Below are 12,504 nucleotides of genomic sequence, written 5' to 3'. Positions count from 1 at the left end.
AGCCAATTGATGACCTTTCTGACTTTTGACTTTAAGACTAATTGATATATATCGTTTCTTTAGACAAATATGATTTTCCTTCATATTGCCATTCCATATTAATGTCCCATCGACCGCCTGCCAAACTTTTTTTAGGTATGAGCAAAGTAGTAGCATCAGATAGTGAAATTGGAATTTCAAAATCTAATTTTTTGTTAGACGGTCTGTAAAGGGACACTTTACCTTTGATATTTTTTGGAATAAATACTTTTGGAAATGTTATTTCAATTCCATTTGAAACACTATTTATTGTTGGCTTTTCAGCCAAATTTGCTACATTTTGAACACGAGCCATTTCATCTCCAAAATGTGCATCATGTTTGTAATATTCTTCTACAACTAACTCATTATCATATTTTGAATCGGATTGTACCGTAAAAACAAAATACAAAATGAAGGTTATAAACAACCCAAAAGCGATTACGATTCCTGTTCCCCAGCTAATTTTCATGATCTATTTTTTTTATAAATTCTAATCCTAGATTAAAAGGATATTAATCAAAACTTCTCGGACTTAAAAAGTTAGTGGCGCTGGTTTCAATTTTTTCATCTCCATTATAAACCTCAATTTTCAGTTTTGTTTTATCGCTGTCCAATAAATTTTGATTGATTTCAACAAACAGCGTTCCTCCGTTCATTCCTTGTTTTGGTACTTTTAAATCTTGCTTCCCAACCACTTTTAAAGTTCCTTTTATGCCCACCAATTTGAAATGGATATCATTAAAATCAGTGTTGGTTTTATTGATAATTTTAAAAGTATAAATGTTGCTGATATTTTCGCCTTTGTGTTCGAATAACTGACCTGGTAGCCTCAAAATGCTGGCTTCAACATCAGAACGCAAGAACAATAATCCAATCAAAATTCCTGTCAATATGAATAATACGGCCGAATACCCTTTCATTCTTGGCGTGAACTTGAACTTTACTTTGTTCTCGATTTCATCTTCTGATGCATAACGAATCAGTCCTTTTGGCAATCCTATACCGTCCATAATCGTATCACATTCATCAATACAAGCGGTACAATTGATACATTCCATCTGTGTCCCGTTTCTGATATCAATTCCAGTTGGACAAACATTTACACATTGCTTGCAATCGATACAATCGCCTTTTCCGGTAGCAGCTCTATCCTCTTGTTTGTTGAATTTAGCCCTGCCCACTTCTTTTTCGCCACGAACAAAATCGTACGCTACATTTATCGATTTATCGTCTAATAAAACGCCTTGTAATCTTCCGTAAGGACAGGCAATAATACAAACTTGTTCTCTAAACCAAGCAAAAATAAAATAGAAAACTCCTGTAAAAATCAATAAAGAAACTAAAGTACTCAGATGATTTTCAGGCCCTTCTTCAATCATTAAAAGCAACTTATCACTGCTGATAAGATACGCCAGAAAAACATTTGCAATAAAAAAAGAAATGATTAAGAAAATTGTCCATTTAAAGGCTTTTTTTCTGATTTTCTCTGCATTCCATTCTTGTTTTTCCAAACGAATTTGAGCACCACGATCACCTTCAATCCAATATTCAATTCTGCGGAAAACCATTTCTAAAAAGATGGTCTGCGGACAAATCCATCCGCAAAATATTCGTCCATAAATCACCGTAAAAAGAATGACGAAAACGACGCCAATAATCATAAAAAGAACGAACAGATAAATATCCTGTGGCCAAAATGGAAATCCGAAAATATTAAATCGACGCTCCAATATATTGAACATCATGAACTGGTTCCCATTTATCTTCATAAAAGGATTTGCAACAAGTACAATCAGTAAAAAATAACTCACCCATTTCCTGTAATCATAAAACTTTCCTGAAGGCTTTTTTGGGAAAATAAATTTTCTATTTCCTTCTTCATCAATCGTCCCGATGGTATCTCTAAAAGCTTCGTCTGGTAATTTTGACATTTTTTTTTATTTAAAACACAAGTTCAAAATAATCATTAAAATTCTTAAGCTAAATAAAAACGTGTGTTTCTAATTGTTATTTAACTGCAACTGTAACATTTTCTTCCACCCAAACTTCCCCTTCCGCAGCTTTAGCATCTGGTGGATTGCTTCCTTTTAAGGATAAAATATAACTGGCAACTTTTTGCATTTCTTTAGGTTTCAATGTTCCTTTCCAAGAAATCATTCCTTTTCCGTCACGTCCTCCATTTACCAGAGTATGAAATATATTTTTTATTCCACCACCTAAAATCCATTGCTCATCCGTTAGATTTGGTCCAATTTGTCCTCCACCGTCAGCTCTGTGACAAGCGGCACAATTAGTAGTGAAAATTTCTTTTCCAGCAGCTAAATCAGCAGGATCTGTCAACAAGGTCACCGTTTTTTCATCCATCATGTCCGGAGCCGTTTTCATGTATTCAGCTATATCAATTTTGGCTTGAGCCACTTCTTTTTTAAGTTCCATTTCTTGATTGTCAGCTCCTAAAACTTCGTATCGAACCATGTAAACAACCCCAAAAACGATACAAGCATAGAATAAATACACCCACCAAGGCGGTAAATTGTTATCTAATTCTTTTATTCCGTCGTAATCATGTTCTAATAATAACTGATCTTCATTCGCTAATGGCTCATTATTAGTCAATTTCTCCATCAGGTTTTTGTACCACTGACTATCCTTGAAGCTCAAATCATTTGTTTCATTTAATTGAGCTTTTTGTTCCTCAGTCAATAAGTGATAGGTAATAGTATCAACTGCTTTCATCGTAATTTCTATCGCTATCAAAAGGAAAAGGAACACGAATAAGAATACAGACACCATTGGAAATTTTATAAAAGCAGGTCGATCTCCTGAATCTATGAAATATTCCATTGCCATCATTACAGCAAAGAAAATAACAGGTACTCTAACGTATACTGGAATTAATTTTTTCATTTTCTAAATTTTAAAAAATTATACTATTTAATTGTCTCTCAATGGAATTTGACTCAATTCATTTATCGTTTCTTTCTTATAGGAAAACACCCATAGACCCAAGCCCACGAAAAAGACGAAAAAAATTAATAATGATAAGATGGGATATATTGCCACACCTTCAATCGTTTCCATATTGTGTTTTATTTGTTCGAACATAACTTTTATTTTTTAGCGACATCTTTTACTTTAATATCCGTTCCAAGTCTTTGCATATAAGCAATCAAGGCTACTATTTCCCTTTCGTTCATTGGAACAAATTTCTCTCCTCTGGCTTCGGCTTTTTTCTTGCTTTCGTCATAACTTTTTACAAAGTCAGGGTCATTTTTCAAGCTTTCTTCAATTGCAACAGCTTGTTTTCTTAAATCATCTAAACCACTTGTAATCTGAGCTTCAGTATAAGGAACACCAAGTGTCACCATAACCTGCATTTTCTTTTGAGTCAAAGAAACATCCATTGGTTTATTGTCAAACAGCCATTTGTAACCTGGCATAATAGAGCCGGCAGATATACTTTGAGGATTCCAAAAGTGGTTAAAATGCCAATTGTCATTGTATTTTGCACCCACTCTTAATAAATCCGGACCTGTACGTTTTGATCCCCAAAGGAATGGATGATCGTATACAAATTCTCCTGCTTTAGATTGCGGTCCATAACGTTCTACTTCGCTACGGAAAGGACGAACTGACTGCGAGTGACAACCGACACAACCTTCACGAATGTATAAATCACGTCCTTCTAATTCTAGTGGAGAATATGGTTTTACACTTGCAATTGTTGGAATATTGGATTTAACCATAATCGTAGGTACGATTTGGATAACACCACCAATTAAAATTGCGACAGTTGCCAAAATGGTTAACTGAATCGGTTTTCTTTCTAACCAAGGGTGGAATTTCTCTCCTTTTACTCTTCCTGCACTAATTTTTAATAATTCAGGAGCTTCAGCCAATTCATCTTCAATTTTAGAACCTGCTCTTACGGTTTGAATAATGTTATACACCAAAGTAAACATTCCAATTAAATAAAGGGTTCCACCAATAGCTCTCATCCAATACATCGGCATGATTTGAGTTACTGTTTCAAGAAAGTTACCGTAGGTTAAAGTTCCGTCCGGATTAAATTGTTTCCACATAGATGCTTGTAAAAAACCGGCAACATACATTGGAATCGTATATAATATAATTCCTAAAGTACCAATCCAAAAGTGAAAATTAGCCAACTTAAGAGAGTACAAATTGCTTTTGGTCATTCTAGGAACCAACCAATAAATCATACCAAAAGCCATAAATCCATTCCAAGCCAATGCGCCAACGTGAACGTGAGCAATAATCCAATCCGTATAATGCGCAATAGCATTTACATTTTTAAGCGATAACATCGGGCCTTCAAAAGTCGCCATTCCATAACCGGTAATAGCTACAACGAAGAATTTTAAAACGGGTTCTACACGCACTTTATCCCAAACGCCTCTCAAGGTTAAAAGTCCGTTTATCATTCCACCCCAAGATGGTGCAATCAACATAATAGAGAAAGCAACACCTAAATTTTGTGCCCAGTTAGGCAATGCCGAATATAATAAATGGTGCGGTCCAGCCCAAATGTAGATGAAAATTAACGACCAAAAGTGAACAATTGACAGTCTATAAGAATATACCGGACGATTTGCCGCTTTTGGAACAAAGTAATACATTAAGCCTAAGAATGGTGTTGTCAAGAAAAACGCCACTGCATTATGACCGTACCACCATTGCACTAAAGCATCTTGAACTCCTGCATAAACAGAATAACTTTTCATTCCAGAAACCGGCAATGATAAACTATTGAAAATATGCAAAACTGCCACGGTTACAAATGTTGCCAAGTAAAACCAAATCGCAACATATAAATGGCGCTCTCTACGTTTTAAAATGGTTCCAATCATATTAATACCAAAAACAACCCAAATCAATGCAATCGCAATGTCTATTGGCCATTCTAATTCGGCATATTCTTTTGAAGAACTATAACCTAATGGTAATGATATGGCTGCAGCGACAATAATTAATTGCCAACCCCAGAAATTAAGATTACTCAAAAAATCACTAAACATTCTGGCTTTTAACAATCGCTGTAATGAGTAATAAATACCTGCAAACATTGCATTTCCTACGAAGGCAAAAATAACGGCATTCGTATGTAAAGGTCTTAATCGACCGTAACTCAACCACGAAATACCATCCGTAATATTTGGAAAAAGGAACATAAAGGCCAATGTAAGCCCCACTAACATTCCTACCACTCCAAAGACAATGGTTGCGTAAATGAATTTTTTTACAATTTTGTTGTCATAATAAAACTGCTGCATTTCCATATTTATAATTATTTTTAAAGTTGTTTATTATTTGATTGATTTGTTGAAAGTTATAAAGTCGTTGAACTTTTGGTTTTCGGTTTTTTAGCTTTCGACTGAATTAGCTCATCGTCAAATAGCATTCTGACGGATGGCGTGTAATCGTCGTCATATTGACCTGTTTTTACTGCTCGTATAAAAGCAATAAAGAAACCAATAGCGACTATTATACTGATGGAGATTAATAAATAAATGACACTCATACCTTAATTTGTGTTAACAAAGTTACTTTGACGTTTTGGAGTAAAATATGACATTTGTCATACTTATTGATATCTGTTAAATTTATGTGAAAGCGCAACTCAAAAACTTATATAATTCTATTTTATATTTGCATAATAACTACTCATTACCGTTACAAAACTCACAATGGTTATTGTACTCAAAGGCATGATAATAGCTGCAACCAAAGGCAATAAATTACCTGTAATGGCAAACGATAATCCCACCACATTGTACAATAAAGAAAGTGCAAAACTCATTTTGATAGTCGTTATGGAATTCTTGGATAATTTCAAGAAATAGTTCAATTTTTGAAACTCGCTGGCATCCAAAATAGCATCACAAGCTGGTGAAAAAACATTCACATTTTCAGAAATTGAAATCCCAACATTACTTTGTGCCAAAGCTCCGGCATCGTTCAATCCATCGCCAACCATCATTACATTTTTACCTTTGTCCTGCAAATTTTTAATAAATTCTAATTTTTGTTCCGGTTTCTGATTGAAAATTAATTCAGTGCCTTTCGGCAAAAGTTGTTCAAGAGTAGCGCGTTCGCCTTCATTGTCACCAGATAAAACCTTGATTTGATATTTACTGCTTAAGTTCTTGAAAAGCTCTTCAAGTCCTTCTCTATATTGATTATTGAAAATAAATTTCCCATAATAAACATCATTTATCTTTATGTGAACCGACGTTTGCTGAATGTTATTTTCTTCTATTTTATCTACAAAAGCTGCAGAACCTATTTGAATTTGGTAACCAAAAATCTGTGCTTGAATTCCTTTTCCGGTAATTTCTTCAAAAGCATCCACTTTCAACTTTTTGGTATCAATTGCTGATTTATTTTGCAAAATTGGAATTGGCAAATAATCATACAACATTCTGCTCAACGGATGATTTGAAGCCCGAAGAACATTTTTAATCAACAGTAAATTTTCATCAGAAAGAGTATCTCCTTCATAAGAAATATTCGATTTTTTATTGGTGGTAATCGTTCCTGTTTTATCAAAAACAATCGTATCTACTTTCGCCAATTGCTCAATAACCAAAGCATTTTTGAGATAGAATTTCTGTTTTCCTAAAATTCGTAATACGTTCCCAAAAGTGAATGGCGCCGTCAATGCCAAAGCACAAGGACAAGCAACAATAAGCACTGCCGTAAACACATTAAAAGCGGTATTAGCATCAATAAAAATCCAGTATCCAAATCCTGCAAAAGCAATCAATAATAAAATAGGTGTAAAATAACGACTAATGCTATCGGTAATCGTTTTGTGTTTTTGCTCCACATTTTTTTGGAACACATCATTACTCCATAATTGCGTCAAGTAACTTTGGGAAACCGAATGTAAAACTTCCATTTCGATTACTTTCCCTATTTGTTTTCCGCCTGCAAATACTTTATCACCGGATTTTTTCGTAATAGGAATGGCTTCTCCGGTAACAAAACTATAATCGATTTCCGCTTTTTCCGAAATTAAAATCCCATCAACAGGAATCAATTCTTGGTTTCTAATAAGTAGTCTGTCGCCTTTTTCAACTTCGTAAATCGCTACGCTTTCTTCTGATAAATCAGAATTTATTTTGGTAATAGCTATTGGAAAATACGATTTAAAATCCCTTTCGAAACTCAAAAAACTATAGGTTTTGATTTGGAACATTTTACCCAAAAGCATAAAGAAAATCAATCCCGTTAAGCTGTCGAAAAAACCAGAACCGTAATCCATGACAATATCAAACGTACTTCGCACAAACATCACAACAATCCCTAAAGCAATAGGAATATCGATGTTAAGCATTTTGGTTTTGATACTTTTATACGCCGAAACATAATAACCACTTGCTGAATAAAAGAAACTTGGCAGCGATAAAGCAAAAATCAACCAACGGAAAAAGCCACGGTATTGGTCTAACCAAAATTCTTTTACTTCAAAATATTCCGGAAAGGAAAGCAACATGATATTTCCAAAACAAAAGAAAGCAACGCCTAATTTATACGTTAAACTTCTATCTACATTATTAGTCCCCGTTTCATAGTTTTCTAAACTGATGTAAGGTTCATAACCAATAGAACTCAACAAATAAACAATCGTTTTAATAGAAACCACTTCCGGATTAAAAGTAATTCGGACTCTTTTTTCAGGGAAATTAACCTGCGAAGTGCTTATTCCTTTTTGAAGACGCTGTAGATTTTCCAAAATCCAAATACACGAGCTACAATGAATATGAGGAATGTTAAGTGAAATAATTGCGGTTGAATTTTCTTGAAATTCCAAAATTTTGGATACAATACTTTCATTGTCTAAAAAATCATATTTACCATTAATGTCTTGCGGGGTTGCTCCAGGGGATTTTTCAAAATCATAATAACAAGTCAAATCATTGAGACTAAAAATTTCGTACACCGTTTTACAACCGTTACAACAAAAATTTCTCGCGTCAAAAATAATTTCTTCTTCTTTTATAATATCTAAACCACAATGGAAACAGTTTTGTGTGTCCATAACTTTGCTCATTTTACCTGGAACAAAGGTCATCAATTGAATACGTTAAAAATATGATATTTGTCATATTAAATAGTTAGTTTTGTAGTGCCAATAAATCACAAACAATATGAGCAAATGCGAACAATGTATCGTCAGAGAATTTAGCTCTTTAAAAGCACTTACTAAAGAAGAATTACTAAAACTTTCTGACTGTAAAACATCCCATATTATCAAAAAGGGTGAGGTTATATTTGAAGAAGGAGAAAATGTGAATGGTATTTATTGTATAAAAGACGGCATTTGTAAACTGACTAAGCTCAGTGCAAATGGTAAAGATCATATTGTAAAATTGGTCACAAAAGGAGAATTACTGGGCCAACGCTCGATGATTAGTGATGAACCGGTAAATCTAAGTGCTGTAGCTCTTGAAGATATGCAGGTTTGTTTTATTCCAAAATCAGAAGTGATGGGATACTTTGACAAAAACAATCAGTTTTCGATGAATGTGATGAAAACTATTTGTGGTGATCTAAAAGAAGCCGATGATCACATGGTGAATTTAGCCCAAAAAACAGTCAAAGAAAGATTAGCCGAGACACTTCTTTATTTGCATGACACCTTTGGAAAAAACAACGACAACTCCTTAAAAGTACAACTTTCCAGAGATGAACTAGCCAGTATGATTGGCACTGCCACTGAAAGTTGCATTCGTTTGTTATCTGATTTCAATAAATTAGGATTGATCGAATTAACAGGCAAAAAAATCGTTTTAAAAGACATTAATGCCCTAAAAAAAATGGCCGAGTAATTCATCCGCATTACTCTTTCTTATTCATTACAAAATAATAAACCGGAATTCCCAACGCCACAATACACAATCCCAATCCCGTATTGAAGGTGTCATAAATCAGCAAGGTGAGACAAATGGCTGATGTCACCACAATATAAAGTGCCGGTACAACTGGATATCCAAACGCTTTATACGGTCTATCTGTATTGGGTTCTTTTTTTCTAAGGATAAAAACACCCAGAATAGTCAATATATAAAACAACAATGACGCAAAAGTAGCATACGTCAGCAAATCACCAAATTTTCCCGAAATACAAAGCACACAAGCCCAAATACATTGTACCCACAATGCTTTGGCCGGAACCTGATTTTTATTCAGTTCTGTAGCTTGTTTAAAAAATAATCCGTCATTTGCCATGGCAAAAAACAATCTTCCTCCCGAAAGAATCAAACCGCTATTGCAACCAAAAGTAGAAACCATAATTAAGCCTGCCATTACAAAAACACTTACATTTCCCATAATCATACTTGCTGCAGCTGCTCCTACCCTGTCATTACTGGCAAACATGATTCCGTTACTGGCAATATCAGCAGCGTTTGGAGTTCCCTGCATGGGCAACAAAGCCAAATAAGCAACATTTGCTAAAACATAAATAATAGTTACAATTAAGGTTCCAAGAAACAAACTTCGTGGAATATTCTTTTTAGGTTCTTTAATTTCACCCGCAATAAAAGTCACATTATTCCAGGCATCACTAGAAAATAAAGAGTTAATAATAGTTGCTCCTGCAGCTCCCAAAATTGCCATTCCTGCTAATTTTGTTACTGTAATTGTTCCGTCAGGATTCACAACCGTTTTGCTGGCTTCCCACATATTTGCAAAATTATTGGACAAAACATCCGTTTGTAAACCAACATACAATCCTAAAACAATCAATGCAAAAAGCGCAATTAATTTAGCCGAGGTAAAAATCAACTGAACGGTTTTTCCGCTTTTAACACCTTTAGTATTAATATACGTGAGCAGTATTATACTAAAAATAGCCAACACTTTTTGGTATGAAAAAACAAAACTGGCACCAACAGTAAAAAGAGTTTGATCTAAAACTGGAAAGAAGATAGCGGCATAATTAGCAAAAGTAACAGCAATTGCCGCAATAACTCCGGTTTGAATTACCGTGAAAACGGTCCAGCCATAGAGGAAAGAAACTAATCTTCCGTACGCGCGTTGTATATAAACGAACTGTCCGCCCGCATTAGGCATCATCCCTGCCAATTCTCCATAACTCAATGCCGCAGCAACTGTGATTAATCCCGTTACCAACCAAATCACCAATAACCAAGCACCAGATCCAATATCTCTCGCCATGGCTGATGTTACTATGAAGATTCCAGATCCTATCATGGAACCGGCAACTAAACTAGTGGCATCAATTAACCCTAAAGAACGTTTTAACTCGGTTTTATTTTCTGACATTGGATAATTTAATTATTTAAAACTGGATACTAATCCCGAAGTATCGGAACTGAAATCTGAGTACTGATTACTAAAAAAATACTGAAACTACAACTTCTTCGCTTCTTCCCAAAACACATCCATTTCGGCTAAAGTCATATCCATTAAAGGTTTTCCCATTTCTCCTGCTTTACTTTCCAAATATTGAAAGCGTTTTATGAATTTTTTATTGGTACGTTCCAAAGCATCTTCTGGATTTACATTCAGAAATCGGGCGTAATTGATCATCGAAAATAAAACATCTCCAAATTCGGCTTCAATTTTATCCTGATCACCTGCTTCAACCTCAACTTGTAACTCTTCCAACTCTTCTTGAACTTTATCCCAAACCTGATGCGATTCTTCCCAATCAAAACCCACTCCTTTTACTTTATCCTGAATTCGGCTTGCTTTTACTAATGCAGGTAAACTTTTTGGAACACCTTCCAGAACAGACTTTTTGCCTTCTTTGAGTTTCAGTTTTTCCCAGTTTTGTTTCACTTCTTCCTCGTCTTTTACCACAACATCACTATAAATATGGGGATGACGGTGAATTAGCTTTTCACAAATTTCATTACAGACATCCGCCATATCAAAATCGTTCGTCTCGCTTCCTATTTTGGCATAAAAAACAATATGCAATAACAAATCCCCAAGTTCTTTTTTGACTTCGTTTAAATCGTTGTCTAAAATAGCATCGCCTAATTCGTAGGTTTCTTCAATAGTAAGATGACGCAACGTTTGCATGGTTTGCTTTTTGTCCCAAGGACATTTTTCACGCAAATCATCCATAATGTCTAATAATCTTTCGAAAGCTTGCAGTTGGTTTTGTCTTGAATTCATCAGAAATGGTTTTTGGTAAAAATAAAAAAATCCTGTCCAGAAAAATAACTGAACAGGATTAAATATTATTTTAAAGTAGAATTACTCTTTTTTAGCTTTTAATTTTTTTGCAGGAGCTTTCACTTCGACTGCAGGAGTTTCTTCAACAATAGCAGCAACTTCCTCAGCTACTGGCACTTTATCTACAACTAATCCTTTTGCTTGAAGCATATTATACCAGTTTAAAACTTTTTTGATATCAGAAGGATACACTCTTTCTTCATCATAGTCCGGCAAAATTTCTTTGAAATAAGCCATCAATATAGCATTATCTTCTTTATGTGAAATTGCTTGACCTTTATTTTCTTTATCAGCAATTTTTTGCATGATTTCAGCTAATGGTTTTTCGCCTTCATACGTATAAATTGAAATTTCCGACAATAAACTCACATTGCTTTTCAAGTTTACTGTGATTTTTTTTCCATCTAATAATGATTCAGCAACAAACCCAGTACGTGTTTGTACTCTTAATACATATAAACCCGGTTTCCCAGAAATGGCTAATATTTTTTCTAAATTCATGTTTTGTGTAATTATTATTAAGAATTTGACTTATTTATTTTTTCATTTAAAACCAAAAATCATACCAAGATAAAGTTATAAAAACTGTTTTATCTTCCTTTTTTAGCAAAAAATTTCATTCGGTAGTCTTGGAATGTTTTTCCTTCCAAAATGTTTTTCAGTTTCTTTTGAATCAATCGTTTTTTTAATGACGAAATTTTATCTGTGAATAAAATTCCTTCAATATGATCGTATTCATGTTGGATTACTCTGGCAATCAATCCTTCAAAAACTTCGGTTTTCATCACAAAATCCTCTTCACAATATTCAATTGTTATGGTTGGATTTCTGTACACATCCTCTCTAACATCAGGAATGCTCAAGCAACCTTCATTAAAACTCCATTCTTCACCTTCTTCTTTTATCATTTTTGCATTGATAAAAGTTCTTTTGAATCCTTTCAATTCTTTTTGTTCTGTATCTTCTAATTCTTCATCGTCGCTAAAAGGAGTCGTATCGATTACAAATAAACGAAGTGCCAATCCTACTTGAGGTGCGGCAAGTCCAACACCATAGGCATTATACATCGTTTCGTACATGTTAGCAATCGTTTCTTTCAAATTAGGATGCTCTAGTGAAAGAACTTCTCCTACTTTTCTTAAAACTGGATCACCGTATCCTATAATTGGTAAAATCATTGTTTTTGTATTAAGTATTGTATGCTAAAAATGAGAATAAGTTTCGCTTTAATTCAGTCTGCAAAAATAG

Annotated in this window: 12 protein-coding genes; 1 reads left to right on the top strand and 11 read right to left on the bottom strand. The window is 34.3% G+C overall.

Translation table 11 applies throughout. The annotated features are described in order from the left end of the window. Positions 1 to 37 precede the first annotated feature (37 nt). The 7 genes from QLS97_RS08420 to QLS97_RS08390 form a co-directional block, all read right to left on the bottom strand. Positions 38 to 490: a FixH family protein gene (locus QLS97_RS08420; RefSeq protein WP_282715851.1), complete on the bottom strand. Its 453-nt coding sequence runs from the start codon at positions 488 to 490 to the stop codon at positions 38 to 40. A gap of 43 nt (positions 491 to 533) precedes the next feature. Beyond that, positions 534 to 1,952 carry a cytochrome c oxidase accessory protein CcoG gene (gene ccoG, locus QLS97_RS08415; protein WP_282715849.1) on the bottom strand — a complete coding sequence of 473 codons (1,419 nt, stop codon included), beginning with the start codon at positions 1,950 to 1,952 and terminating at the stop codon, positions 534 to 536. A gap of 76 nt (positions 1,953 to 2,028) precedes the next feature. Continuing rightward, positions 2,029 to 2,928 (bottom strand): cbb3-type cytochrome c oxidase N-terminal domain-containing protein, encoded by a 900-nt coding sequence (locus QLS97_RS08410; RefSeq protein ID WP_282715847.1) that lies wholly within the window; start codon positions 2,926 to 2,928, stop codon positions 2,029 to 2,031. Positions 2,929 to 2,955: 27 nt separating this feature from the next. After that, positions 2,956 to 3,126 (bottom strand): cbb3-type cytochrome oxidase subunit 3, encoded by a 171-nt coding sequence (locus QLS97_RS08405; RefSeq protein WP_131916349.1) that lies wholly within the window; start codon positions 3,124 to 3,126, stop codon positions 2,956 to 2,958. Between the two features lie 5 nt (positions 3,127 to 3,131). Then, on the bottom strand, positions 3,132 to 5,321 hold the full coding sequence (gene ccoN, locus QLS97_RS08400) for a cytochrome-c oxidase, cbb3-type subunit I (protein WP_282715843.1): 2,190 nt from the start codon (positions 5,319 to 5,321) through the stop codon (positions 3,132 to 3,134). A 50-nt stretch (positions 5,322 to 5,371) separates the two neighbouring features. Next, the gene (gene ccoS / locus QLS97_RS08395; RefSeq protein ID WP_099715868.1) at positions 5,372 to 5,563 is read right to left on the bottom strand and encodes a cbb3-type cytochrome oxidase assembly protein CcoS; all 192 of its coding nucleotides are present in this window, start codon (positions 5,561 to 5,563) and stop codon (positions 5,372 to 5,374) included. A 117-nt stretch (positions 5,564 to 5,680) separates the two neighbouring features. Then, entirely contained in the window at positions 5,681 to 8,086 is a 2,406-nt protein-coding gene (locus QLS97_RS08390) for a heavy metal translocating P-type ATPase (RefSeq protein ID WP_282715840.1), read from the bottom strand. Between the two features lie 109 nt (positions 8,087 to 8,195). Here QLS97_RS08390 and QLS97_RS08385 point away from each other — a divergent pair, with 109 nt between their 5' ends. Beyond that, on the top strand, positions 8,196 to 8,876 hold the full coding sequence (locus tag QLS97_RS08385) for a Crp/Fnr family transcriptional regulator (RefSeq protein WP_282715837.1): 681 nt from the start codon (positions 8,196 to 8,198) through the stop codon (positions 8,874 to 8,876). A gap of 10 nt (positions 8,877 to 8,886) precedes the next feature. On the opposite strand, the gene QLS97_RS08380 is transcribed toward QLS97_RS08385, so the two are convergent. The 4 genes from QLS97_RS08380 to def form a co-directional block, all read right to left on the bottom strand. Next, positions 8,887 to 10,335 (bottom strand): APC family permease, encoded by a 1,449-nt coding sequence (locus QLS97_RS08380; RefSeq protein WP_282715835.1) that lies wholly within the window; start codon positions 10,333 to 10,335, stop codon positions 8,887 to 8,889. Between the two features lie 87 nt (positions 10,336 to 10,422). Then, a complete protein-coding gene (gene mazG, locus QLS97_RS08375) occupies positions 10,423 to 11,196 on the bottom strand; it encodes a nucleoside triphosphate pyrophosphohydrolase (RefSeq protein ID WP_282715833.1) in 774 nt (257 codons plus the stop codon). Positions 11,197 to 11,277: 81 nt separating this feature from the next. Next, the gene (locus tag QLS97_RS08370) at positions 11,278 to 11,757 is read right to left on the bottom strand and encodes a DUF5606 family protein (protein ID WP_282715830.1); all 480 of its coding nucleotides are present in this window, start codon (positions 11,755 to 11,757) and stop codon (positions 11,278 to 11,280) included. Positions 11,758 to 11,846: 89 nt separating this feature from the next. Further along, on the bottom strand, positions 11,847 to 12,434 hold the full coding sequence (def, locus tag QLS97_RS08365; RefSeq protein ID WP_282715828.1) for a peptide deformylase: 588 nt from the start codon (positions 12,432 to 12,434) through the stop codon (positions 11,847 to 11,849). Positions 12,435 to 12,504 lie beyond the last annotated feature (70 nt).

The organism is Flavobacterium yafengii, from assembly GCF_030010375.1.
GTDB classification, from domain to species: domain Bacteria; phylum Bacteroidota; class Bacteroidia; order Flavobacteriales; family Flavobacteriaceae; genus Flavobacterium; species Flavobacterium yafengii.
The sequence above is the reverse complement of the archived record's forward strand: the minus strand, read 5'-3'. Positions and strand labels throughout refer to the sequence as shown.

Excerpts from the sequence above, each read along its gene's own strand:
- QLS97_RS08420 (WP_282715851.1), bottom strand. The coding sequence starts at position 490 with ATGAAAATTAGCTGGGGAACAGGAATCGTAATCGCTTTTGGGTTGTTT.
- ccoG (WP_282715849.1), bottom strand. The coding sequence starts at position 1,952 with ATGTCAAAATTACCAGACGAAGCTTTTAGAGATACCATCGGGACGATT.
- QLS97_RS08410 (WP_282715847.1), bottom strand. The coding sequence starts at position 2,928 with ATGAAAAAATTAATTCCAGTATACGTTAGAGTACCTGTTATTTTCTTT.
- QLS97_RS08405 (WP_131916349.1), bottom strand. The coding sequence starts at position 3,126 with ATGTTCGAACAAATAAAACACAATATGGAAACGATTGAAGGTGTGGCA.
- ccoN (WP_282715843.1), bottom strand. The coding sequence starts at position 5,321 with ATGGAAATGCAGCAGTTTTATTATGACAACAAAATTGTAAAAAAATTC.
- ccoS (WP_099715868.1), bottom strand. The coding sequence starts at position 5,563 with ATGAGTGTCATTTATTTATTAATCTCCATCAGTATAATAGTCGCTATT.
- QLS97_RS08390 (WP_282715840.1), bottom strand. The coding sequence starts at position 8,086 with ATGGACACACAAAACTGTTTCCATTGTGGTTTAGATATTATAAAAGAA.
- QLS97_RS08385 (WP_282715837.1), top strand. The coding sequence starts at position 8,196 with ATGAGCAAATGCGAACAATGTATCGTCAGAGAATTTAGCTCTTTAAAA.
- QLS97_RS08380 (WP_282715835.1), bottom strand. The coding sequence starts at position 10,335 with ATGTCAGAAAATAAAACCGAGTTAAAACGTTCTTTAGGGTTAATTGAT.
- mazG (WP_282715833.1), bottom strand. The coding sequence starts at position 11,196 with ATGAATTCAAGACAAAACCAACTGCAAGCTTTCGAAAGATTATTAGAC.
- QLS97_RS08370 (WP_282715830.1), bottom strand. The coding sequence starts at position 11,757 with ATGAATTTAGAAAAAATATTAGCCATTTCTGGGAAACCGGGTTTATAT.
- def (WP_282715828.1), bottom strand. The coding sequence starts at position 12,434 with ATGATTTTACCAATTATAGGATACGGTGATCCAGTTTTAAGAAAAGTA.